A 23,224-nucleotide genomic window follows, 5' to 3' on the forward strand; every position below is an offset into this window, starting at 1 on the left:
CGCTACGGACCGGGGGAAACCCTGACGCGAGGGCACGAGGTGAACATCTAGAGTTCACCTCGTGCCCTCTTTCGTCACCCCCCAGGAGAGGGCGGCGGAGGACCCCGGGAGCCCGGACGAGGTCGTCGTCGACAACCCGTCCTCCCCGTCGCTCGGCGCCGTCCTGCGCCGCGGCCTGCTCGGCAGCCTGCAGGCGGCCGCGCTCTCGGCACTGGTGCTGGAGATCGGCACCCTGGGCATCTTCATGCCGCGGTGGTTCAAGGACCTCTTCCTCGACAGCGGCGCGTTCTGGCTCGACACCCTCGTGCTGTGGGTGGTCATCGGCTTCCTCTGGGCGGTCCTCGGACGGCTGTCGTGGGCGATCGCCGCCGTCTTGACCACGACCGTCGTGCTCGCGATCGCGAACATCGTGAAGATGCAGTACCGCGAGGAGCCGATCTACCCCAGCGACCGCGACTTCCTCAGCGAGCCCGGCTTCCTCGCCTCGATGGTCTCGCCGGTGGCGCTCGTGGGCGCGGGCCTCCTGGTCGTCGTGGTCCTCGTCGGTGCGGCCTGGCTGGTGACCCGCATCGAGCGACGCCACCCCCGCCCGCGGTTGCGGGCGCTGCCACGCCGGCACCTCCTCGTCGTGCTCGGGACCCGTCTCGGCGTGGGGCTCCTGACCGTCCTGCTCCTCGCGCAGGCTGCGCAGTTCAACCAGCCCGGCAACATCTGGCGCGGGCTCTACGAGCTGCGCGGCAACGACTGGCGCTACTGGAACCAGAAGACCAACTACCGCTCCAACGGCTTCGTGGGCGGCTTCCTCTTCAACATGCCGATCGACGCCATGAAGCAGCCCCGCGGGTACGACGCCGCGACGATGGCCGACGTCGCCGATCGCTACACGGCGCTGGCCGAGCGCGTGAACGCCGGGCGCACCGGCAGCCTCGACGACGTCAACGTCGTGCTCGTGCTCAGCGAGTCCTTCAGCGACCCCACGAGCCTCGAGGGGTTCGAGCTCGGGCGGGACCCGATTCCCCGCACCCGTACGGTGATGCGGGAGACGACGTCGGGCGACATGCTCGCGCAGATGTACGGCGGCGGCACCGCCAACATGGAGTTCGAGGTGCTGACCGGCCAGTCCCTGGGCCTCTTCCGCCCGCAGATGCTCTCGCCGTACCAGATGCTCGTGCCGGAGCAGGACGACTACCCGTCGGCCGTCGGCTGGTTCCGCTCGCGCGGCCACGACGCGATCGCCGTGCACCCCTACCGGGTGGGGATGTACAAGCGGGAGCAGGTCTACGAGCGCTTCGGCTTCGAGGACTTCGTGCACGACACGACGATCCGCAGCACCGGCACGATCGACGACAACCCCTACATCTCGGACGCCGCGGCGTTCGACGAGGTGCTCGCGCAGATCGACGGGCACGACAAGCCCTTGCTGGTGAACCTCGTGACGATGCAGAACCACATCCCCGTCGACGGGAACTACGAGGACCCGGTCCCGGTCAGTGGTGTCGGCGGCGGCGAGAAGGACCGGATCGGCCAGTACGCACGGGGGTTGGAGCACACCGACGAGGCACTGGCCGACTTCCTGGCCGAGCTCGAGGACAGCCCGGAGAAGACGATCGTGCTGTTCTACGGCGACCACCTGCCCGGCATCTACGGATCGTCGGTGAAGGAGGCCAACGGGGGAACGGCCCTGCACCGCACGCCCTTCTTCATCTGGAGCAACCAGCCCGGCCAGAACGTGCCGCGGGCACTGCCGGTGACGAGCCCCGCCTTCTTCCTGCCGTTGCTGCACGACGTCGCGGATGCCCCCGTCCCGCCGTACCTCGCACTGCTCCGCGAGGTGCACCGGCACGTCAGCGCGATCCAGCAGGGACGCCTCCTCGACGGCTCCGGGGAGCCCGTCGAGGAGGGCCAGATCGACGCCAGGACGGGCCGTCTGCTCGATGACATGCGGCTCGTGCAGTACGACTTCTCCATCGGCGAACGATTCGCGCTCGACGCGTTGTGGCCCGGCTCGACGCCCTGAAATGACCGGAAATGGCCTGAATAGGGCCAATTCTCGGAAAAAAAGGCGATTACGCGCGGCGTGGTGATTGTGGGGGAGTCCGGTAATGCCTAGCGTTCCCTGCAAGGACGGCTGGGCGAGGGCTCGGCCGCAAGCCCAAGGAACGCCCCACGGCGGAGCGTTTCGAAAGGACAGGTAGTGAACAAGTCTCAGTTGATCGATGCGCTGGCTGACCGGTTCGACGGCAGCCGCAAGGACGCGGCCCACGCGCTCGACGCGGTGCTGGACACCATCACCCGTCAGGTGGCGAAGGGCGAGAAGGTCGCCATCACGGGCTTCGGTTCCTTCGAGAAGGCCGTGCGCAACGCCCGTTGGGTCCGCAACCCGCAGACCGGCGAGCGCGTGAAGACCAAGAAGAAGGCCGTTCCGAAGTTCAGCGCCGGCGCCGACCTCAAGAACGTCGTGTCGGGCGCGAAGAAGCTCCCCGCCCTGCCGAAGCCCGCCAAGAAGGCTGCCGCTCCGGCCAAGAAGGCTGCGACCACCGCCGCCAAGAAGGCCGCCGCCCCGGCCAAGAAGGCTGCTGCCGCTGCGAAGAAGGCCGCTCCGGCCAAGAAGACCGCGGCCAAGAAGACCACGACGGCCACGAAGAAGGCCGCCCCCGCCAAGAAGGCGACGACCGCCAAGAAGGCGGCTCCGGCCAAGAAGGCCCCCGCCAAGAAGGCGGCTCCGGCCAAGAAGGCGCCCGCGAAGAAGGCTCCGGCCAAGAAGGCCCCCGCCAAGAAGGCCCCCGCCAAGAAGGCGCCGGCCAAGAAGACCGCGAAGAAGAAGTAGTCCGCGGCTTCGAGCACATCGACCGGGCCGTCCTCCTCACGGGGGGCGGCCCGGTCGGCATTTCCCCACAGGTGCGGGGGAATCAGGGCAAGGCGGCTGCTGTCGCGGTGCCGACACCGAGCGCCACCGCGGCGGCGAGGCCGTCGAGGTCGTCGACGTCGCGACGCAGGGTGACCAGGTCACCGGGCACCGGTCGGGCCCCCGCGTCGTGGTGGGCCCGCGCCGACCCCTCGCCGAAGCGCGGGTCGAAGAGCGCCGGGGGCGCGGTGTAGAGCGTCGTGCCGGTGCCATCGGCATCGACCACGAAGCACGGCACGTCCTGCGCCAGCGCGTGCTGGAGCGCGGTCGACAGGTCGCCGGGGGAGAGGGCGGGGACGTCGGCGAGCAGGGCCGCGGGCCGCAGCCCGGGCGCGACCTCCCGGGCGACCCGCGCACCGTGGCGCAGGGCGCCGTTCAGGCCCTCGCCCGGGTCGGCGCTCGCCACCACCACGTCGCCGGCCAGCGACGCGGCGAAGGCGTCGTCGTCGCTCACCACGACCACGAGGCCGACCTCCGGGGTCGCCCGGCACGCGGCCACGGCGTCGACGGCGAAGGCCGCCGCCAGGCGGCGCCGGGCGTCGTCGGGGAGCGCGGACAGGCGCGACTTGCCGGTCCCCGGGGACTTCACCGGGAGGACCACGGCGAAGGAACCCGGACGTGCGACCACGGGCCCATCCTCCCAGCCGATTCCCGTCCCGCGACCGAGGGGCGCCGTCACCGGGGTGGCCAGCGGGTAGCCTGCATCCTCGTGACGGTGAGAAAGCTGCAGGAGAAGCGGGGGTGGGCCTTCAACATCGCCGTCCCCATCATCAAGCCCCTGCTCAAGGCCACGACGAAGCGCGAGTGGATCGGCGGTGAGCACATCCCGGTCTCGGGAGGCTTCATCATCGCGCTCAACCACATCTCGCACGTCGACCCGCTCACCGCGGCGCACCTGGTCTACGACCACGGCCACAAGCCGCGGTACCTCGCCAAGTCGGGCCTCTTCGACAACAAGGCCCTCGGCTTCTTCCTGCGCGGTGCGGGGCAGATCCCGGTGAAGCGGGAGACCCGGGACGCCGTCGGTGCGTACGCCGCCGCCGTCGAGGCGGTCCGCAACGGCCAGTGCGTCGTGATCTACCCCGAGGCGACGATCACCCGCGACCCCGACCTGTGGCCGATGAAGGGCAAGTCGGGCGCGGCCAGGATCGCCCTCGAGACCGGCTGCCCGGTCATCCCCGTCGGCCAGTGGGGCGCGCAGGAGCTGCTGGCGCCGTACACGAAGAACCCGCACCCGGTGCCCCGCAAGAAGATCGTGATGCGCGTGGGCCCGCCCGTGGAGCTCGAGGACCTCAGGGCGAAGGAGCGCACGACCGCCGTCGTCAACGAGGCGACGGAGCGGATCATGGACGCGATCACCCACCAGCTCGAGCTCGTCCGCGGAGAGCAGGCACCTGCCGAGCGCTACGACATGGCCGTCCGCGGCGACCGGTTCAAGAAGCAGAAGCAGCAGAAGAAGGCGTGAGCATGGGCAACAAGGTCGCGGTGCTCGGCGCCGGCTCCTGGGGGACGGCTTTCTCCATCGTGCTCGCCGACGCCGGCAACGACGTCACCGTCTGGGCGCGCCGCGAGGACGTCGCGACCGCCATCAACGACGGGCACGAGAACACCGACTACCTGCCGGGCATCGAGCTGCCGCGCACCATCAGCTCCACCACCGACCCCGAGCGCGCCCTGGCGGGCGCCGACGTCGTCGTGCTCGCCGTGCCGTCGCAGTCGCTGCGCGACAACCTGCCGACCTTCCTGCCGTACGTCGAGAAGGACGCCGTGCTGGTGTCCTTGATGAAGGGCGTCGAGCTCGGCAGCCTCAAGCGGATGTCGCAGGTGATCGCCGAGGTCGGCGACGTGCCCGACAACCGGATCGCCGTCGTCAGCGGCCCCAACCTCGCCCGCGAGATCGCCCGCCGCGAGCCGGCCGCCTCGGTCGTCGCCTGCGCCGACGAGTCCGTCGCGACCGCGCTGCAGCAGCGGGTGCACACCCCCGCGTTCCGCCCGTACACGAGCGTCGACGTCCTCGGCTGCGAGTTCGGCGGCGCCTACAAGAACGTCGTCGCGCTCTGCGTCGGCATGGCCGTCGGCCTCGGCTTCGGCGACAACACCACGGCCTCGCTCATCACCCGCGGCCTCGCCGAGACCGCGCGGCTCGCGATGAACCAGGGTGCCAACCCGCTCACCCTCATGGGCCTGGCCGGCCTCGGCGACCTCGTCGCCACGTGCTCCTCGCCGCTCTCGCGCAACCGCACCTTCGGCGAGAAGCTCGGCCAGGGCATGAGCGTCGAGGAGATCTACGCCTCCACCCGCCAGGTCGCCGAGGGTGCCAAGTCCTGCTCCTCGCTGCGGGCCCTCGCCGCCCAGGCCGGTGTCGACGCCCCCATCGTCGACGCCGTCGACGAGGTCGTGCAGGGCCGGCTCACCACCGCCCAGCTGATGAAGGCGTTCATCAACCGCGACACCAAGGCCGAGCTGTCCTGAACTGATGGCGCGAGCGCGTCGCTCGTCCCTCGCGCCACGCTGCCGCGCGCGCAGTTGCCTCGCGTAGGTGGTGCCGTCCGCCTGGCGGCAAGCCAGTCGGCGCGCGGCAAGTCGTGCCCCCTGCGCTCCGGTCGCTCCTTCGTCGCTCCCTCCGCTCCGGCGTTCACGATTCCCGCGATGGCCGACAGCCCCGGACCGGCCGGAGCTGGCTGGTCTGTCGACAGGTCGGTCCGCTGCGCGGTACCTGAGGACAGCTGGTCGGCACCTCAGGTGGAGGCCGGGCAGGGGCGCTGGTTCCTAGCGTTGCCGGCATGACGATCCTCCTGTCCGACCCCCGGGTCCGTGCCGTGCCCGTCGAGGAGTGCGGCGAGCCGCTGGTCCGGCTGCCGCACGACATCTCACCCGCCGGAGCCCTGGTCCGCAGCGGCCTCGCCGACCGCCTCGTGGCCGCCGACCGCCTGCTGCCGCGCGGCGTGCGGTTGCGCGTGGTGGAGGGGCACCGGCCCGTCGAGCAGCAGCGCGTGATCATCGCGTCGTACTCCGCCGAGCTGCGGGCGCTGCACCCCGACGCCGGGGACGACGTGCTGGAGCGGCTCACCAGCCGGTTCGTGTCGCCGGTGGACGTGGCCCCCCACGTGGCCGGGGCGGCCGTCGACCTGACCCTCGTCGACGTGTGCGGCGACGAGCTCGACCTGGGCACGCCGATCGACGCGACGCCCGAGCAGAGCGACGGTCGCTGCTGGTTCTCCGCCGCGGGGATCGGCCAGGACGCCCGGGCACACCGCACGTTGCTCGCTCGCGTGCTCGGCTCGCAGGGGCTCGTGAACTACCCGACCGAGTGGTGGCACTGGAGCTGGGGCGACCGCTACTGGGCGCTCGTCACCGGCGCCCCGGCCTCGGTCTACGGGCCGGTCGCGCTGGCGGTGGCGGCATGAGCACGTCCGAGCTGACGGTTGACCTCGACGCGGTCGCCCGCAACACCCGCCTCCTGGCCGAGCGCGCCACCGGCGAGCTGATGGCCGTGGTGAAGGCCGACGGGTTCGGCCACGGTGCGGTCGACGTCGCCCGCACCGCCCTCGCCAACGGTGCGACCCGGCTGGGCGTCACCAGCCTCGCTGAGGCCGTCTCCCTGCGGGAGGCCGGCATCGCGGCGCCGGTGCTGAGCTGGCTCAACCCCGTCGACGCCGACTTCGCCACCGCCGCGCGGCTGCGCGTCGACGTCGCCGTCCCGAGCCTCGAGCACCTCAGCGCGGTGTCGGTGGCCGCCGGCCGCACCGCCACGCGGCTGCGGGTCCACCTGCACGTCGACGCCGGCATGGCCCGCGACGGCGCGGAGCCGTCCGCGTGGGCGGCACTGTGCCGTGCCGCACGGCGCGGCGAGCAGTACGGCCGCATCGAGGTCGCCGGCGTGATGGGCCACCTCGGCTGCGCGGACGACCCCGCGGACCCGTGCAACGCCCGCGCCCGCACCCGCTTCGCCTGGGCCCTCGAGGTCGCCCGGTCCACCGGGCTGCGCCCGCGCCAGCGCCACCTCGCGGCGACGGCGGCGACGCTCACCGACCCGCGCAGCCACCACACGATGAGCCGCGTGGGAGCCGGCCTCGTCGGCATCGACCCTTCCCGCACCACGCCGCTGGCGCCGGCGATGACGCTCACCGCGCCGCTGGTGCAGGTGCGCCGGGTCCGCGCCGGAACGCCCGTCGGCTACGGCCACGCGCACCGGACCAGCCGCACGACGTACCTCGGCCTCGTGCCCCTCGGGTACGCCGACGGCCTGCCGCGCGTCGCGTCCGGCCGCGCCGAGGTGCTGGTCGGGGGAGTGCGTCGCCCGCTCGTCGGGCGGATCTCGATGGACCAGGCCGTCGTCGACCTCGGTGCGGACGGCGTGCCGGGCGTCGGCCCCGGGGCACCGGTGACGGTGTTCGGGCCCGGCGGCGCGGGGGAGCCGACCGTCGCGGAGTGGGCCGCGTGGTCGGGCACGATCGAGCACGAGCTGGTCACCGGCATCGGCGCCCGGGTGCCGCGCCGCGTGCTCGCCGCGCGCCGCCTGCCGGAGCTGGCGGGGTGCTCGGCATGAGCACCAGGACGAGCAGGACGAGGGTGGCCGTCATCGGCGGCGGCCAGAGCTGCGAGCACGAGGTCTCCCTCGCCTCGGCTGCGTCCGTCGCCGCGGCGCTGCCCGCGGACGAGTTCGAGGTGGTGCCGCTGACGATCGGCCGCGACGGCACGTGGCGCGACCGCGGCGGCCGGCCGATCGGCCTCAGCGGCGCGGCCCAGGTGCTGCGCGGCTGCGACGTCGTCTTCCCCGCCGTGCACGGCCCGCGCGGCGAGGACGGCGCCCTCGCCGCGCTGTGCGAGCTCGCCGGGCTGCCCTACGTCGGGTCCGGCGTCCGGCCCGGCGCCCTGGCGATGGACAAGTGGGCCACCAAGCTCGTCGCCGACGCCATCGGCATCGCCACCGCGCCGGGTGTCCTCGTCACCCGTGCCACGGCCGGGCACCTGCAGTGGACCCGGCCCGTCGTGGTCAAGCCGGTCGCGGCCGGCTCCAGCCAGGGCGTCAGCCTGGCCGAGCGACCCGAGGACCTCGGGCCCGCGCTCGAGGTCGCCCTCGCGCTCGACGACCGGGCGCTGGTCGAGGACGTCGTCGTCGGCCGGGAGGTCGACGTGGCGGTGCTGCGCCGGGCCGACGGAAGCCTGCTCGTGCCGCCCGCGCTGGAGATCGTGGCCGACGGCCTCTTCGACTACGACGCCAAGTACGGCGGGCACGCCGACTTCCGGGTCCCCGCCGCGCTCGAGGAGCGTGACGCCAAGGCGCTGGAGGACGCGGCGGTCCGGGTGTTCGAGGCGCTCGGTTGTGCCGGTGTCGCCCGTGTGGACTTCTTCCTCACCGAGGACGGCCCGGTGCTCAACGAGGTCAACACCATGCCCGGGATGACCGCCCACTCCCAGGCCCCGCGGATGTTCGAGGCCGCCGGGATGTCGTACCCGCAGCTCCTCGCCGAGCTGGTCCGCGCCGCGCTCGGGAGATGAGTGCGCAAGACTTGCGGGCGCACACCCCACCGAGAGCGCGAGGAGGTCCGGCGTTGGTCGACGTACGACGCTGGCTGCCCGACCTGCTCGCCGGGCTGGCCGTGCTGTTCCTCGGCATGGTCGAGGTCGGCCGCCGGCTCTTCGACGAGTCGCCCTGGGCGCCGGTCGTGCTGGTGATCTGCGTCGCCCTCGCCGTCGGGCTGACCCGCCTGCTGCCCGGTGCCGCGCTGGCCGTCGCGTGGTTCGCCGGCGGGATGCAGGTGGTCACCGGCACCGACCCGCTGCTGGTCGAGGCGCTGTTCGCGGTCGTCGCCTTCGGCTGCGCCCGGTGGGGGCGCCTCCCCACGGTGTGGCTCAGCGCCGTGTCGATCCCGGTCAGCGCGGCGGTCGCGGTCGTGTGGCTCACTCCGGAAGCCTTCTTCGAGGCGCTGCGCGTGCTCGGCGCGGAACAGCTCGCCGCCGACGCCTACGACCGCGGTCCCTACGAGTGGCGGGTCACGGCCGGCCTGCTCGGCATCGCCTTCCTGGTGCTGCCGTGGTGCATCGGCCTCGCCGTGCGCTTCGCGGTCCGGATGCAGGCCTCGAGGCGCTCGCAGGTCGCCGCCGAGGCCGAGCGCGACCAGGCCGAGGAGATCGCCCGCCTGCGCGAGGGCCAGGCCCAGCTCGCGCGCGACGTGCACGACGTGGTCGGCCACTCGCTGGCGGTGATCCTCGCCCAGGCCGAGTCGGCGCAGTACCTCGACGACAGCGACCCGGCCCGGCTCAAGGCCACGCTGGCCACCATCGCGACGTCCGCGCGCTCCTCGCTCGAGGACGTCCGGCAGGTGCTCGCCTCCACCGCCGGGCAGCAGGCGGCGGCGCCGCGGCAGGCGGACCTCGACAGCCTCGTCGACGGCGTGCGCGCGGGCGGCCACGAGGTGGTCGTCAGCGAGGTGGGCACCGCCCAGCCGCTGCCGCCCGAGCTCGAGGTCGTCGCGTTCCGGGTGCTGCAGGAGATGCTGACCAACGCGATCAAGCACGGCCGGCGCGACCTGCCGGTCCACGTCGAACGACACTGGGAGGGGGACCTGCGGATGGAGGTCCGCAACGCCGTGCCCGACGACGCTCCGCCGGCCGACGGCACCGGCCAGGGGCTCGACGGCATGCGCCGCCGGCTCGAGGCCGTCGGTGGCCACCTCGACGTGCGCCGCCGCGCCGACCCGCCGAGCTTCACCGCCACCGCCTGGGTCCCGGTGAGGGCGCGATGACCGGTCCCGGCGAGCCGATCCGGGTGCTCCTGGTGGACGACCAGGAGCTCTTCCGCGAGGGCGTGCGCGTCATCATCGACGCCCAGGAGGGGATGGAGGTCGTCGGCGGTGCCGCCGACGGCATCGAGGCCGTCCGCCTCGTCGACGAGCTCCAGCCCGACGTGGTCCTGATGGACATCCGCATGCCGGAGATGGACGGCGTCGAGGCGACCCGGCAGATCTTCCTGCCCGACCGCGCGGCCCGCCGTGAGCGGCCGGTCCGCGTCGTCGTGCTGACGACCTTCAACCTCGACGACCGCGCCGCCACGGCGATCCGGTACGGCGCCAGCGGGTTCCTGCTCAAGGGCACCACCCCGCTGATGCTGCGCGACGCCATCCGCACCGTGCACGCGGGCAACGCCGTGCTCGCGCCGGCCGACCTGTCGACCCTGCTGGACGCGCAGTTCCGGGCGCCGGTGCAGCCGCCGTCGTCGTACCTCGCCCTGACGGAGAAGGAGCGCGAGGTGTTCGCCGCCGTCGCCCGCGGGCTGTCGAACCAGGAGATCGCCGGCCAGGTGTTCCTCAGCGAGTCGACGGTGAAGACCCACGTCGGCGCGATCCTGCGCAAGCTGGACCTGCGCGACCGCGTGCAGATCGTGGTCTTCGCCCACGAGCACGGGCTCGTGGACTGACGCTCAGGCGTCGATCCGGTCCAGCGCCTGCACGAGGTCGTCCCAGAGGTCCTCGACGTCCTCGATGCCGACGGACAGCCGGACCAGGCCGTCGGGGATCGTCGGCGCCTCCATCTTCCACCGGCGGCGCCGCTCGAAGGTGGACTCGACGCCGCCGAGCGAGGTCGCGTGGACCCACAGCGAGGTCGCCCGGACCAGGAAGTCGCCGGCGTCGGCGCCGCCGGCGAGCACCGGCGCGACGATGGCGCCGAAGCCGGGGTAGCGGACCTCGGCGACGGCCGGGTGCTCCGCCAGGCGCCGGGCCAGCTCGGCCGCGTTGGCCTGCGCCCGCTCCAGGCGCACGTGCAGGGTGCGCAAGCCGCGTAGCGCGAGCCACACCTCGAAGGGGCCCGGCGTCGAGCCGGCGAGGCCGCGGCGGGCCTTGAGCGCGTCGTGCACCTCGTCGTCGTCCACCACGATCGCGCCCATCAGCACGTCGCTGTGGCCGGCGATGTACTTCGTCGCCGAGTGCACGACGATGTCCGCGCCGTCGGCCAGCGGCTTCTGCAGCAGGGGAGTGGCGAAGGTGTTGTCGACCACGACGCGGATGCCGAGCTCGTGGGCGGCCGCGGCCAGCGCCGTGACGTCGCAGACCTCGAGCGCCGGGTTCGTCGGCGACTCCAGCCACAGGAAGGCGCAGTCCTCGTCGTCCTGCATCGCCTGCACGACCGCTGCGGTGTCGGTGATGTCGACCAGGTTGGCGCGCAACCGGCCGCGGGACTCCGCGTCGGCGAGGGCGGCGATGGTGCCGTTGTAGGCGTGCCGGGGCGCGATCACGCTGCTGCCCTGCCCGACCAGGTCCAGCAACGTGGTGACGGCTGCCATGCCGGAGGCGAAGGCCAGCGCACGACCGCCCTCGAGGGCGCCGAGCGCCTCCTCGAACGCGCTCCACGTCGGGTTCCCGAAGCGCGCGTACTCCAGCTCGCCCGTCGCGACGTAGGTCGACGTCATCGTGATCGGCACGTTGAGCGGCTGGTCGGGCTCGTGCGGCGGACGACCGGCGGTCACGGCGACGGTGGCGGGGCGCAGCGTGGAGGGGGACATGCCCCAAAGGTAGGGTCATCCGCGATGAACGCACCCACTGGCCGCCGTGTCCGCGTCGCCGTCGTCTTCGGCGGCCGCTCCAGCGAGCACGCCATCTCCTGCGTCACCGCGGGCAGCGTGCTGCAGGCGATCGACCGTGACAAGTACGACGTGATCCCGATCGGCATCGCCACCGACGGCCGCTGGGTGCTGGAGGCCGACGACCCCTCCCGGCACCGGATCACCGGCCCCGGGCAGCTGCCCTCGGTCGACGGTGACCGGGCCGCCGTGTCGCTGTCGCGCACGACCGCCGGCGCGGAGCTGGTCGTCAGCGAGGCGTCCGCGCCGCCGCGGGCGCTCGGGGAGGTCGACGTGGTCTTCCCGCTGCTGCACGGCCCCTGGGGTGAGGACGGCACCATCCAGGGCCTGCTCGAGATGAGCGACGTGCGCTACGTCGGCTCCGGCGTGCTCGCCTCGGCGCTGTGCATGGACAAGGCGTTCATGAAGGTCGCGCTGCAGGCGGCCGGCCTGCCGGTCATGCCCGGCACCACGACCACCGCGCGGGAGTGGGCCGACCAGCAGGTCGCGGTCCAGGCGCGCTGCGAGGAGCTCGGCTACCCGCTGTTCGTCAAGCCCGCCCGCGGCGGCTCCAGCATCGGCATCGCCAAGGTGCACGCCCGCGAGGAGCTCGCGGACGCGGTCGAGGGCGCGCTCCAGCACGACCCGAAGGTGATCATCGAGGTCTCCGCCGAGGGCGCCCGCGAGATCGAGTGCGGCGTCCTGGAGGACCTCGACGGGTCCGTCGAGGTCAGCGTCCCCGCAGAGATCCGGATCACCGGCGACCACGAGTTCTACGACTTCGAGGCCAAGTACCTCCCCGAGGAGGCCACCCAGCTCGACGTGCCGGCCGTCCTCGACGAGGACACCCGGCTGCGGATGCAGGACCTCGCGGCGCAGGCGTTCCGCGTCGCCGGCTGCGAGGGCCTGGCCCGCGTCGACTTCTTCCTCATGCCCGACGGCTCGCTCGTGGTCAACGAGCTCAACACCATGCCCGGGTTCACGCCGCTGTCGATGTTCCCGCAGATGTGGGCCGCGACGGGCGTGCCCTACGGCGAGCTCGTCGACCGCCTGCTGACGCTGGCGCTCAACCGGGGCACCGGCCTTCGCTGACGCCGTGCCGGAGCTCGCGCCGAGAGGCTAGTCGCAGGCCTCGACGAGCGTGAGGTGCTCCTCGACCAGCGGCGCCAGCGCGGACATCACGGCCGCGCCCCCGCTGGGCCGGTAGTCCGCCGGCACCACGACCTCGACCCGCGGCCGGTAGCCGGCCGCGGTGATGGTGAGGTCGAGCCCCTGGTCGTCGTACTGCTCGACGGGGATGAACCAGCCGACGCCGTTGGCCAGCTCGCACGAGGAGGCGAGGTCGAAGTCCTCCGGCTCCGCCACGCCGCACCGTACGACGACCGCCGGGTCGCCGAACGCCGCGGCGGGTGCGTCCGCGGGGTCGATCTCCACCCGCTCCTGCTCGGCCAGGGTGTCCGGCAGGTCCGCGGTGAACGCGTCACAGGTGGCGCGGTCGGCGTCGGTCATCGACGGGACGTCGACCTCCACGGGACCGCCGCACGCGGCGAGCGCGGGGGAGAGCGCCAGCAGCGACAGGAGCGCCGCCGCAGGGCGTGGCACGGTCAGATGTGGACGACCGGGCAGGTCAGGGTGCGGGTGATGCCCTCGAGGTTCTGCACCTTCGAGACGACCAGCTTGCCGAGCTCGTCGACGTTGCGGGCCTCGGCGCGGACGATCACGTCGTAGGGGCCGGTGACGTCCTCGGCCAGGGTGACGCCCTTGATGTTGCCGACCTCGCGCGCGACCTCCGCAGCCTTGCCGACGTCGGTCTGGATGAGGATGTAGGCCTGAACCACCATGGGTCACGCCCCCTTCGTTGGATGGTCGGGTGGGAACGCCTCAACCTACCGCGATCCGGCGCGACACCGACAACCAGCGAGGGCAACCAGCGAGCAAACAGCGAGGGCAACCAGCGAGTGCGGTGCAGACCGGCCGCACCCGTCTGGTGGGATGGGGACATGACTTCGGGCACCGACCGCGACGCGACCCTCGCCGAGCTCGGCGAGTTCGGCCTCATCGGACGGATCGGCGAGCTCGTCGCCGCGACGGCGCCGGGTGAGGACGTGCTGGTCGGCCCCGGCGACGACGCCGCGGTCATGCGGGTGCGCAAGGGCCACGTCGTCGTCTCCACCGACGTGATGGTCGAGGGCCGCCACTTCCGGCGCGACTGGGCCGACGCCGCCGACGTGGGCGCCCGCGCCGCTGCGCAGAACCTCTCGGACATCAACGCGATGGGCGGGCGCGCGCAGTGGATGACGGTCGCCCTCGCCGGACCGGCGGACCTCCCGGCCGGCTGGGCCCTCGACTTCACCCGCGGCTTCGCCGAGGAGTGCGCCAAGGTCGGCGCCGGACTCGTCGGCGGCGACGTCAGCCGCGCGGACCAGGTCGTCGTCTCGGTCACCGCGATCGGGGCGTGCACCGTCTCGCCCGTCCTCCGGTCCGGTGCGGCCCCCGGCGACGTGCTCGCGATCTGCGGCCGCCAGGGCTGGGCGGCCGGCGGGCTCGCCGTCCTCGGGCGGGGCTTCCGCTCGCCCCGGGTGCTGGTCGAGGCCTACCGACGCCCCGAGCCGCCCTACGACGCCGGCCAGGTCGCGGCGGAGGCGGGCGCGACGTCGATGATCGACATCTCCGACGGCCTGCTCGCGGAGGCACTGCACCTCGCCGAGGACTCCGGCGTCTCCATCGACGTCACCACCGCCTCCTTCGAGGTCCCCGAGCCGCTCCTCGCGGTCGGGCAGGCGCTCGGCGCCGACCCGATGACGTTCATCCTCGGCGGCGGGGACGACCACGCCCTGCTCGCCACCTTCCCGGCCGGCACTGCGCTGCCCGACGGCTGGACCCGCATCGGATCGGTCGGACCGGCCCCGGTCGAGGGCGACCCACGGGTCACGGTCGACGGGGCGTCGTACGACGGCCCGACCGGGTGGTCGCACTTCTGAGGGCTGCCCCGCCGCCGCACGGGTAACAAGCGGTCATGGACCACGCCCAGCTCGCGCTCGCCCCCCGGACGCTGTCCTTCGGCCCGCTGACCATCACCTACGACGAGCGCGTCCTCGAGCCGCGCACCTGGACGACGTTGCAGTCGTACTGGGCGCGCGAGCTCCTCGAGGACGTCCCCGACGGTCCCGTGCTCGAGCTGTGCAGCGGCGCCGGGCACATCGGGCTGCTCACGGTGCACGACACCGACCGCCGACTGGTGTGCGTCGACGTCGACCCCATCGCCTGCGGCTACGCCACGCTCAACGCCCGCGCGGCCGGCCTGGCCGACCAGGTCGAGGTGCGCAACACCGCGATCAGCACGCTGCCGGCCCACGAGGTCTACCCGCTGATCATGGCGGACCCGCCGTGGGTGCGCAGCGAGCAGCTGGTCTGCTTCCCGGCCGACCCGATCCTGGCGATCGACGGCGGCCCCGACGGGCTGGGGCTGGCGCGCGAGTGCGTGCGGACCATCGACCGGCACCTGCACCCCGAGGGGGCGGCGCTGCTGCAGCTGGGCTCCCTGGAGCAGGCCCGCACGGTGCGCGACCAGCTGCCCGCGACCCTGCGCGCGACCGACGCCCGGGCCGAGCCGGGGCGCGGGCTGGTCCTGCTGCTGCAGCGCTGAGGAACGCTGGAAAAAGCACTGACCCGTCGCCCCTGAGGGGCGACGGGTCAGCAGAAGACTGAGGTCAGCGCGAGACCTTGCCGGCCTTGATGCAGCCGGTGCACACGTTGAGCCGCTTCGGGGTGCCGTTGACGACGGCGCGCACCCGCTGGATGTTGGGGTCGAAGCGGCGCTTGGTGATCTTGCGCGACCACGGCCGGTTGTTGCCGAAGATCGGCTTCTTGTCGCAGATGTCGCACACGGCGGCCATGGGTAACTCCTGAGATCGCATCAGCTTGCTTAAGTCGGTCGGCCCGCGCGCGGACGGCGCTTCAGGCAACCGGATGAGGATAGCCGAGGAAGGTCCGGCGACCGAAATCGACGGAGGCCGAGGCCCGACCACTATCGTGACCCCGGTGGAGGGAGTGACGACGACCGGGGTGCCCGGCGGGGGGCAGCAGGACCAGGGCGTCACCCTGGAGACCGTCGTCCGCTTCGTCGACATCGCCGTCGACGCGCTGGCCGAGGCCCGCGAGGAGATCGACGCGCTCAACATCTTCCCGGTGCCCGACGGGGACACCGGCACGAACATGTACCTCACCCTCGTCGCCGCCCGGGATGCCGTGCGGGAGGCGCAGGCCGCGCCCGACGCCGACCGGGCCGACGTGCTGCACGCGCTGGGCCGGGGCGCGCTCCTCGGAGCCCGCGGCAACTCCGGGGTGATCCTCAGCGAGATGATCGGTGCTTCCGCCCGCCGGATCGCCACCGCCGACGCCGAGGAGGCGTACGCCGCCGTGGTCGCCGACGCGCTGCGGATGGCCGCCGACGCCAGCTACGCCGCGGTGGGGGAGCCGGTCGAGGGCACGATGCTGACCGTGCTCCGGGCCGCGGCGGACGCCGCGCTCGAGTGTGCTGCCCGGCCCGGTGCGCGCACCGCCGACGTCTTCACCACCGCGGCCGCGGCCGCGCGCGAGGCGCTGGGCCACACCCCCGAGCAGCTCGAGGTGCTCGCCCAGGCCGGCGTCATCGACGCCGGCGGTCGCGGGCTCTCGGTGATCCTGGACGCGGCGGAGAACGTCCTGACCGGACGCCGGCCGATCCCGGTCACCGCTCCGCTCGGCAGCCACGTGATCCCGGTCCCGCAGGTTGCGACGGCCGGCGGCGACCTCTGCGAGGACGGCCCGGCGTACGAGGTCATGTACCTCCTCGACACGACGGGCACGGGAGGCACGAAAGGCACGGGGGACACCGGCGACACCGCGGCCCTGCTGCGCACCCGCCTCGGCCAGCTCGGCGACTCGGTCGTCGTCGTCGGCGGCGAGGGCCTGTGGAACGTCCACGTGCACACCGACGACGTCGGCGCGGCGATCGAGGCCGGGCTCGACCACGGCCGGCCGCACCGGATCCGGGTCACCCACTTCGCCGAGCAGGTCGCCCGCGCGGGCCAGGAGCACGGCCACGGCCACGGCCACGGGCACGGGCGCGACGACGACGCGCCCGCACCGGCGTCGCTCGCCGGGCGCCGGGTGGTCGCCGTCGCCGCCGGCCCCGGCCTCGCGTCGCTCTTCGAGGAGGCCGGCGCGGTCGTCGTCCAGGGTGGTCCGGGGCGCCGCCCGTCCACGGGCGAGCTGCTCGAGGCGATCACCGGTTGCGGGGCGCGCGAGGTCGTCGTGCTCCCGAACGACGAGCCGACCGTCCGCGCCGCCCACGCCGCCGCCAGCACGGCCGAGGCCGACCACGGCGCCCGCGGGATGCGGGTCTCGGTGATCCCGACCCACGCCCAGGTGCAGGGCCTGGCCGCGCTGGCCGTCCACGAGCCCGGCCGCGGCTTCGACCAGGACGTCACGGAGATGACCGCGACGGCCCGCCACGTGCGCCACGGCGCCGTCACGGTCGCCGCGAAGCAGGCGATGACCATGGCCGGCCCGTGCGAGCCCGGCGACGCGCTGGGTGTCATCGCAGGCGACTTCGCGGTGGTCGGCGACGACCTCGGCGCGGTCGCCCTCATCGTCCTCGACCGCCTGCTGGCCGCGGGCGGCGAGCTGGTCACGATCGTGGCTGGCGTCGACGGTGCCGGGCTGGCCGACCAGGCCGCGGCGTGGGTCGAGGAGCACCACCCCCATGTCGACGTCGTGGTGTACGACGGAGGCCAGCAGCGCTACCCGCTGCTGCTGTCCGTCGAATGACCCGAACCGCAGGAGACACCCACCCGTGGCGATCACGTTCGACTCCCCGCTGACCGCGGTCCTCGGTGCCGCGAAGCCCGCGCAGCGCAAGAGGTTCGCCGACGGGCTCGGCCTGCAGACGGTCGGCGACCTGCTGCACCACTTCCCGCGGCGCTACCTCGAGACCGGGTCGCTGACCCGGGTGTCCGACCTGCGCATCGGCCAGCTGCTGTGCGTGGTGGGCGAGATCGAGGACTGCGTGATCCGGTCCCACCAGGACCGTCGTACCGGCCGCACGGCCTTCCGCGTGGAGGCGATGCTGCGCACCGGCGGCCCGAGCCTGCGGATGACCTTCTTCGGCTCCAACCGCCGCACGGCCGAGTGGCACGCGTCGCGGGTCGCCGTGGGCAACCGCGGTGTGTTCCTGGGCAAGGCCGACCGCTTCCGCGACCAGTGGCAGCTCACGAACCCCCAGCTCAGCATCTTCGGCATGGGCGACGAGGGCGAGGACAGTGCCGTGCAGGAGGTGCTGGAGTTCGGCGAGCTCTACCCGATCTACCCGCTCACCAAGGGGCTGCAGACCTGGGACGTCGCCCGGGCGGTGAAGTTCGCCCGCTCCGTGGTCGAGGGCGTCGAGGAGGTGCTGCCCGCCCCCCTCCGTGACGAGTACGACGTCATCGACATCGAGACCGCCTACGAGTGGGTCCACCGCCCCGAGACCCGCGAGCAGGTCGCCCGGGCGCACCACCGGTTCCGCTTCGAGGAGGCCCTGGTCACCCAGCTCGTGCTCGGTCGGCGTCGCCGCGCCGTGCGGGCGCGGGGCGCGACGGCCCGCGACGGCGGCGACGGCGCCCTGCTGCGGGCCTTCGACCAGCGGCTGCCGTTCGAGCTCACCGCCGGCCAGGCGGCCGTCGGCAAGGAGATCGAGCAGGACCTCGCCCAGCCGCACCCGATGAACCGGCTGCTCCAGGGCGAGGTCGGCTCCGGCAAGACGCTGGTCGCGCTGCGCGCGATGCTGCGCGTCGTCGACTCCGGCGGGCAGGCCGCGCTGCTCGCACCCACCGAGGTCCTCGCCCAGCAGCACCATCGTTCGATCGTCGCCATGCTCGGCGACCTCGCCGAGGGCGGCACGATCTTCGGGTCGGGGGAGGGGACCCGCGTCGAGCTGCTCACCGGTTCGATGAGCAAGACCCAGCGCACCGCCCCGCTCTCCCGGATCGCCAGCGGCGAGGCGGGCATCGTCATCGGCACCCACGCCCTGCTGGAGGACCAGGTCTCCTTCGCCGACCTCGGGCTGGTCGTCGTCGACGAGCAGCACCGCTTCGGCGTCGAGCAGCGCGCGGCCCTCACGGACAAGGCCGCCACGCCGCCGCACCTGCTCGTGATGACCGCCACCCCGATCCCGCGGACCGTCGCGATGACGGTCTTCGGCGACCTCGAGACCTCGACGCTGACCGAGCTGCCTGCCGGGCGCGCGCCGATCCAGAGCAACGTGGTCCCGCTCGCCGACCACCCCGGCTGGATCAGCCGGGTGTGGGAGCGGGTGCGCGAGGAGGTCGGCAAGGGGCACCAGGTCTACGTCGTGTGCCCCCGGATCTCCGGCGACGAGGCGGAGGCCGGCCAGGTCGACGCCGTCGACCGGCTCGCGGACGACGAGGGCGACACCGCCGGCACCGCGGTCCTGCCGCCCGGCAAGGCCGCCGCGGTCGAGGAGGTCGTCGAGCGCCTCGGCAGCGGACCGCTCGAGGGCCTGCGCATCGCCCGGCTCCACGGCCGGCTCCCGGCCGACGAGAAGGACGCGACCATGCGCGCCTTCGCGGCCGGCGAGGTCGACGTCCTCGTGTCCACCACCGTCATCGAGGTCGGCGTCGACGTCGCCAACGCCACCGCGATGGTGATCCTCGACGCCGACCGGTTCGGCGTCTCCCAGCTCCATCAGCTGCGCGGCCGCGTCGGCCGTGGCGGCCTGCCCGGCCTGTGCCTGCTCGTCACGCACACCGACGCCGAGTCGCCGGCCCGCGAGCGGCTGGAGGCCGTCGCCAGCACCACCGACGGCTTCGCGCTCAGTCGCGTCGACCTCGAGATGCGCCGTGAGGGCGACGTCCTCGGCGCCTCGCAGGCCGGTCGCCGCTCCAGCCTGGAGAACCTCCGCGTGCTGCGCGACGAGGACACCATCGTCGAGGCGCGCGCGGCCGCCGAGGGCCTGCTCGACGCGAGCCCCGACCTGGCCCAGGCGCCCGGCCTCGCCGCCGCCGTCACCGAGCTCGAGCGGTCCCAGCTGGCCGGCTTCGTGGACAAGTCCTGAGGAGGCCCGGGTGACCCGGATCATCGCCGGGGTCGCAGGCGGGCGCCGCCTGCAGACCCCGAAGGGCGAGCAGACCCGCCCGACCAGCGACCGCGTGCGCGAGGCGCTGTTCTCCGCCGTCGAGGCGTGGGCGGGCTCCCTGCACGACCTGCGCTTCCTCGACCTGTACGCCGGCTCCGGCGCCATCGGGCTCGAGGCGTGGTCGCGCGGCGTGGCGGCCGTGACCCTGGTCGAGGCGGACCGGCGCACGGCCGACCTGGTCCGCGCCAACGCCCGCAGCGTCGGCTGCGACGTCGCCGAGGTCGTGGCCAGGTCGGTGGCGAGCGTGCTCGCCGAGCCCGCCCGGTCGCCGTACGACATCGTCTTCGCGGACCCGCCGTACCCGCTCGCCGACGACGCCGTCGCCGCGGACCTCGCTGCCCTCGTCGCGCACGGCTGGCTCGCCGACGGCGCCCTGGTCGTCGTCGAGCGCTCGCGGCGCAGCCCGGAGCCGGCCTGGCCCGACGGCCTCGAGCCGCTGCCCGGCAAGCGGCGGCTGAAGAAGTACGGCGAGACCCACCTGTGGCTGGCCGAGGCGGCCGGGGAGAGCGTCGACACGGCGACCGATAGCCTCGCCCCATGACGCGCGCGGTGTGCCCCGGCTCCTTCGACCCGGTGACCAACGGCCACGTCGACATCTTCCGGCGGGCCTCGGCCCTCTTCGACGAGCTGGTCGTGGCCACCGGGACCAACATCTCGAAGTCGCGGCTCTTCGACCCCGAGGAGCGGCTGGAGATGCTCCGCGAGGCGTGCGCCGACCTGCCGAACGTCACGGTGATGGGCTTCACCGGCCTGATCGTCGACTTCTGCAAGGAGATCGGTGCCCAGGCCATCGTCAAGGGCCTGCGCGGCGGCAACGACTACGAGTACGAGCTGCCGATGGCGCAGATGAACGCCCACCTGACCGGCGTCGAGACCGTCTTCGTCCCCACGACGGCCAGCCTCGGCTACGTGTCGTCCAGCCTGGTCAAGGAGGTCGCCTCCCTCGGCGGCGACATCTCCGGCCTGGTCCCGCCCACCGTGCACGCCCGCCTGTCGGCGCGGCTGGCCGCCAGGACGGGGGAGTGACCCGGTGAGTGATTTGGAACCGTCACAGGCGCCCCACTACGATTGCTCCGATCTGTTGTGCCCGGACCTGGAAGTGATCCCCTGAACGGCCTGGACCCGAGAGCGCCGCTCGTGCTCGATACTCGCGAGCTCGGACGCCGCCCGGGGTCCCAGCGTCAGGTGTCGCGGACAGTGCCGGCCCCGGCAGATCTGGGCATCGAAGTCCTCTCCGTCCCCGAGGGCGCGCCGGTCGAGCTCGACCTGCGCCTGGAGGCGGTCATGGAAGGCGTGCTCGTCACCGGTTCGGCCTCGGCCGCGCTGGAGGGTGAGTGCGTGCGGTGCCTGGAACCGATCCGAGAAGACCTCGAGGTGACGTTCCAGGAGCTGTTCGTCTACGACGACATCCGTGACGCCGAGGGAGCCGAGGAGGACGACGAGGTCAGCATGCTGCAGGACGACCTGGTCGACCTGCAGCCGCTGCTGCGGGACGCGGTGGTGCTCGCACTGCCGTTCCAGCCCTTGTGCCAGGACGACTGTCCCGGGTTGTGCACCGAGTGCGGTGTGCGGCTCGCGGACGACCCGGACCACACGCACGAGGCTGCGATCGACCCGCGGTGGGCGAAGCTGGCCGAGCTCGACCAAGACCCCACGGACTGACGAAGCGCTCGTCCCGAGCGCTCCCCGAACCAAGGAGAAGACAGTGGCTGTTCCGAAGCGGAAGATGTCGCGCAGCAACACGCGTCACCGTCGCTCGCAGTGGAAGGCTGTCGCCCCGTCGCTGGTGACCTGCGCCAACCCGGCCTGCGGCGCCAAGCACCTGCCGCACCGTGCCTGCGGCACCTGCGGCCAGTACGGCGCGCGCGCCGACCGCCGCCAGGTCCTCTGACCCGGCACCACCTCACGTCAGGGTCGGAAGCATCACCGCTTACGACGAGCTGCGCCGAGCGCTCGGGGACCCCACGCTGGACCCCGAGCTGCTCGAGCGCGCCCTGACGCACCGCTCCTACGCCTACGAGAACGGTGGTCTTCCGACCAACGAGAGGCTGGAGTTCCTCGGTGACTCGGTGCTCGGCGTCGTCGTCACCGAGACCCTCTACCTGAGCCACCCGGACCTCTCCGAGGGCCGGCTGGCCAAGCTGCGCGCGGCCGTCGTCAACGCCCGCGCCCTCGCCGGCGTCGCCCGCCAGATCGGTCTCGGCGCCCACATCAAGCTGGGCCGCGGCGAGGAGGCCACCGGCGGCCGGGACAAGGCGTCGATCCTGTCCGACACGGTCGAGGCCGTGATCGGCGCGATCCACCTCAGCGGCGGCATCGAGGTCTCCGCGGCCGTCGTGCACCGCCTCTTCGACCCGCTGATCGAGGCCGCCTCGGCGCTCGGCGCCGGTCTCGACTGGAAGACCTCCCTGCAGGAGCTCTCCGCCGACCAGGGCCTGGGTGTCCCGGAGTACGTCATCGAGGACGACGGCCCCGACCACATGAAGACCTTCACCGCCCAGGTGCGCGTCGGCGGCAAGCTCTACGGCAACGGCCACGGCCGGTCGAAGAAGGAGGCCGAGCAGGGCGCCGCCGAGACGGCGTACGGCGAGATCGCCGCCTCCCTGGGCCTCGACTCCGACGGCAAGCCGCTGTCCGCCGGCAGCTGACCCCGGAGCCGCGTTGCCCGAGCTCCCCGAGGTCGAGGTCGTCCGAGCCGGCCTCGAGCGCCACGTCACCGGCGCCACGATCACCCTCGTCGAGGTCCTCCACGACCGCCCGGTGCGTCGGCACCCCGGCGGCGCCTCCGGCTTCGCCGCCGCGCTGACCGGCCGCCGCATCGAGGGCGCCCGCCGCCGCGGCAAGTACCTCTGGCTGCCGCTCGACAACGGCGACGCCATCCTCGGGCACCTCGGCATGAGCGGCCAGCTGCTCGTGCAGCCGGTCGACGCCCCGCCCGAGCGGCACCTGCGGGTGCGCCTCGCCCTCGCCGGCACCGAGCACGGTCGCGAGCTGCGCTTCGTCGACCAGCGGATGTTCGGCGGCCTGTCGGTGTCGGTCGGCGGCGCGGACCTGCCGCCCGAGATCGCCCACATCGCCCGCGACCCGCTCGACCCGGAGTTCGACGACGCCGCCTTCGTCGCCCGGCTGCGCAAGCGGAGCTCGGCCGTGAAGCGCCTGCTGCTCGACCAGACCCTTGTCTCCGGCGTCGGCAACATCTACGCCGACGAGGCGCTGTGGCGCACCGGCCTGCACGGGGAGCGGCCCGGCGACCGGCTGACCCGGGCGCAGGCACTCGCGCTGCTCGGCCACGCCCGCCACGTGATGAACGAGGCGCTCGCCCAGGGCGGGACGTCCTTCGACGCGCTCTACGTCAACGTCAACGGCGAGTCCGGCTACTTCGACCGCTCGCTGCACGCCTACGGCCGCGAGGACGAGCCCTGCGACCGGTGCGGGACGGCCATCCGGCGGGTGCGGTTCATGAACCGCTCGTCGTACTTCTGCCCGCGCTGCCAGCCGGTCCCGCGCCGGCGCCGGAGCACCTCCTGAACACCTGTCCGGACGCCCCTCCAGCAGTTTGACCCAGAGCCGCTGAGGTGGGACT

General features: G+C 73.3%; 25 protein-coding genes. 20 read left to right on the forward strand and 5 right to left on the reverse strand.

Annotated elements, in window-relative coordinates; all coding sequences use genetic code 11:
* Positions 1-61: 61 nt before the first annotated feature.
* On the forward strand, positions 62-2,017 hold the full coding sequence (locus NOCJ54_RS0113640; protein ID WP_028655932.1) for an LTA synthase family protein: 1,956 nt from the start codon (positions 62-64) through the stop codon (positions 2,015-2,017).
* 177 nt (positions 2,018-2,194) lie between these two features.
* Positions 2,195-2,827 (forward strand): HU family DNA-binding protein, encoded by a 633-nt coding sequence (locus NOCJ54_RS0113645; protein WP_028655933.1) that lies wholly within the window; start codon positions 2,195-2,197, stop codon positions 2,825-2,827.
* Between the two features lie 82 nt (positions 2,828-2,909).
* Here the strand turns inward: NOCJ54_RS0113645 and cofC are convergent, their stop codons facing one another.
* Positions 2,910-3,533 (reverse strand): 2-phospho-L-lactate guanylyltransferase, encoded by a 624-nt coding sequence (cofC, locus tag NOCJ54_RS0113650; protein ID WP_028655934.1) that lies wholly within the window; start codon positions 3,531-3,533, stop codon positions 2,910-2,912.
* Positions 3,534-3,620: 87 nt separating this feature from the next.
* Between cofC and NOCJ54_RS25810 the strand changes: the two genes are divergently transcribed.
* The 7 genes from NOCJ54_RS25810 to NOCJ54_RS0113685 all read left to right on the forward strand — a co-directional run bounded on the left by NOCJ54_RS25810 (position 3,621) and on the right by NOCJ54_RS0113685 (position 10,325).
* A complete protein-coding gene (locus NOCJ54_RS25810) occupies positions 3,621-4,370 on the forward strand; it encodes a lysophospholipid acyltransferase family protein (protein ID WP_232221783.1) in 750 nt (249 codons plus the stop codon).
* 2 nt (positions 4,371-4,372) lie between these two features.
* Positions 4,373-5,377, forward strand: a complete 1,005-nt coding sequence (locus NOCJ54_RS0113660) for an NAD(P)H-dependent glycerol-3-phosphate dehydrogenase (RefSeq protein WP_051485841.1) — start codon at positions 4,373-4,375, stop codon at positions 5,375-5,377.
* A gap of 311 nt (positions 5,378-5,688) precedes the next feature.
* A complete protein-coding gene (locus tag NOCJ54_RS0113665; RefSeq protein ID WP_028655936.1) occupies positions 5,689-6,312 on the forward strand; it encodes a M15 family metallopeptidase in 624 nt (207 codons plus the stop codon).
* Positions 6,309-7,454, forward strand: coding sequence for an alanine racemase (gene alr, locus NOCJ54_RS0113670; protein ID WP_028655937.1), 1,146 nt, complete (start codon positions 6,309-6,311; stop codon positions 7,452-7,454). Before NOCJ54_RS0113665 ends, alr begins: the two co-directional genes overlap by 4 nt.
* The gene (locus NOCJ54_RS0113675; RefSeq protein ID WP_028655938.1) at positions 7,451-8,407 is read left to right on the forward strand and encodes a D-alanine--D-alanine ligase family protein; all 957 of its coding nucleotides are present in this window, start codon (positions 7,451-7,453) and stop codon (positions 8,405-8,407) included. The genes alr and NOCJ54_RS0113675 overlap by 4 nt, the downstream gene beginning before the upstream one ends.
* Positions 8,408-8,460: 53 nt before the next feature.
* Positions 8,461-9,654 carry a sensor histidine kinase gene (locus tag NOCJ54_RS0113680; protein WP_028655939.1) on the forward strand — a complete coding sequence of 398 codons (1,194 nt, stop codon included), beginning with the start codon at positions 8,461-8,463 and terminating at the stop codon, positions 9,652-9,654.
* Complete coding sequence (locus NOCJ54_RS0113685; RefSeq protein WP_028655940.1) at positions 9,651-10,325, forward strand: response regulator; 675 nt, start codon at positions 9,651-9,653, stop codon at positions 10,323-10,325. Before NOCJ54_RS0113680 ends, NOCJ54_RS0113685 begins: the two co-directional genes overlap by 4 nt.
* Before the next feature lie 3 nt (positions 10,326-10,328).
* On the opposite strand, the gene NOCJ54_RS0113690 is transcribed toward NOCJ54_RS0113685, so the two are convergent.
* Positions 10,329-11,408, reverse strand: a complete 1,080-nt coding sequence (locus tag NOCJ54_RS0113690; protein ID WP_028655941.1) for a trans-sulfuration enzyme family protein — start codon at positions 11,406-11,408, stop codon at positions 10,329-10,331.
* A gap of 24 nt (positions 11,409-11,432) precedes the next feature.
* On the opposite strand from NOCJ54_RS0113690, the gene NOCJ54_RS0113695 reads away from it, so the two are divergent.
* Positions 11,433-12,557 carry a D-alanine--D-alanine ligase family protein gene (locus NOCJ54_RS0113695; protein WP_028655942.1) on the forward strand — a complete coding sequence of 375 codons (1,125 nt, stop codon included), beginning with the start codon at positions 11,433-11,435 and terminating at the stop codon, positions 12,555-12,557.
* A gap of 27 nt (positions 12,558-12,584) precedes the next feature.
* On the opposite strand, the gene NOCJ54_RS25815 is transcribed toward NOCJ54_RS0113695, so the two are convergent.
* On the reverse strand, positions 12,585-13,067 hold the full coding sequence (locus tag NOCJ54_RS25815; RefSeq protein WP_051485842.1) for a DUF3515 family protein: 483 nt from the start codon (positions 13,065-13,067) through the stop codon (positions 12,585-12,587).
* A gap of 2 nt (positions 13,068-13,069) precedes the next feature.
* Positions 13,070-13,306 (reverse strand): Lrp/AsnC family transcriptional regulator, encoded by a 237-nt coding sequence (locus NOCJ54_RS0113705; protein ID WP_028655943.1) that lies wholly within the window; start codon positions 13,304-13,306, stop codon positions 13,070-13,072.
* A gap of 159 nt (positions 13,307-13,465) precedes the next feature.
* Between NOCJ54_RS0113705 and NOCJ54_RS0113710 the strand changes: the two genes are divergently transcribed.
* Positions 13,466-14,446, forward strand: a complete 981-nt coding sequence (locus tag NOCJ54_RS0113710) for a thiamine-phosphate kinase (RefSeq protein WP_028655944.1) — start codon at positions 13,466-13,468, stop codon at positions 14,444-14,446.
* Positions 14,447-14,481: 35 nt separating this feature from the next.
* On the forward strand, positions 14,482-15,111 hold the full coding sequence (locus tag NOCJ54_RS0113715; RefSeq protein ID WP_028655945.1) for a methyltransferase: 630 nt from the start codon (positions 14,482-14,484) through the stop codon (positions 15,109-15,111).
* 64 nt (positions 15,112-15,175) lie between these two features.
* Here the strand turns inward: NOCJ54_RS0113715 and rpmB are convergent, their stop codons facing one another.
* Positions 15,176-15,361, reverse strand: coding sequence for a 50S ribosomal protein L28 (rpmB, locus tag NOCJ54_RS0113720; protein WP_028655946.1), 186 nt, complete (start codon positions 15,359-15,361; stop codon positions 15,176-15,178).
* Between the two features lie 145 nt (positions 15,362-15,506).
* On the opposite strand from rpmB, the gene NOCJ54_RS0113725 reads away from it, so the two are divergent.
* From NOCJ54_RS0113725 to mutM, 8 genes are all read left to right on the forward strand, one after another.
* Positions 15,507-17,276, forward strand: coding sequence for a DAK2 domain-containing protein (locus tag NOCJ54_RS0113725; RefSeq protein ID WP_232221784.1), 1,770 nt, complete (start codon positions 15,507-15,509; stop codon positions 17,274-17,276).
* A gap of 25 nt (positions 17,277-17,301) precedes the next feature.
* The gene (locus NOCJ54_RS0113730) at positions 17,302-19,560 is read left to right on the forward strand and encodes an ATP-dependent DNA helicase RecG (RefSeq protein WP_028655948.1); all 2,259 of its coding nucleotides are present in this window, start codon (positions 17,302-17,304) and stop codon (positions 19,558-19,560) included.
* Positions 19,561-19,570: 10 nt separating this feature from the next.
* Positions 19,571-20,182: a 16S rRNA (guanine(966)-N(2))-methyltransferase RsmD gene (gene rsmD / locus NOCJ54_RS25820; protein WP_036517970.1), complete on the forward strand. Its 612-nt coding sequence runs from the start codon at positions 19,571-19,573 to the stop codon at positions 20,180-20,182.
* Positions 20,179-20,667, forward strand: coding sequence for a pantetheine-phosphate adenylyltransferase (coaD, locus tag NOCJ54_RS0113740; RefSeq protein ID WP_028655949.1), 489 nt, complete (start codon positions 20,179-20,181; stop codon positions 20,665-20,667). Before rsmD ends, coaD begins: the two co-directional genes overlap by 4 nt.
* An 81-nt stretch (positions 20,668-20,748) precedes the next feature.
* Positions 20,749-21,303 carry a YceD family protein gene (locus tag NOCJ54_RS0113745; protein WP_036517989.1) on the forward strand — a complete coding sequence of 185 codons (555 nt, stop codon included), beginning with the start codon at positions 20,749-20,751 and terminating at the stop codon, positions 21,301-21,303.
* A gap of 43 nt (positions 21,304-21,346) precedes the next feature.
* Positions 21,347-21,532: a 50S ribosomal protein L32 gene (gene rpmF, locus NOCJ54_RS0113750; protein WP_028655951.1), complete on the forward strand. Its 186-nt coding sequence runs from the start codon at positions 21,347-21,349 to the stop codon at positions 21,530-21,532.
* Positions 21,474-22,289, forward strand: coding sequence for a ribonuclease III (gene rnc, locus NOCJ54_RS25825; RefSeq protein ID WP_028655952.1), 816 nt, complete (start codon positions 21,474-21,476; stop codon positions 22,287-22,289). The genes rpmF and rnc overlap by 59 nt, the downstream gene beginning before the upstream one ends.
* A 13-nt stretch (positions 22,290-22,302) precedes the next feature.
* On the forward strand, positions 22,303-23,169 hold the full coding sequence (gene mutM / locus NOCJ54_RS0113760; RefSeq protein ID WP_028655953.1) for a bifunctional DNA-formamidopyrimidine glycosylase/DNA-(apurinic or apyrimidinic site) lyase: 867 nt from the start codon (positions 22,303-22,305) through the stop codon (positions 23,167-23,169).
* The last annotated feature ends 55 nt before the right edge of the window (positions 23,170-23,224 follow it).

It is taken from the genome of Nocardioides sp. J54 (assembly GCF_000519005.1).
Lineage (GTDB): Bacteria > Actinomycetota > Actinomycetes > Propionibacteriales > Nocardioidaceae > Nocardioides.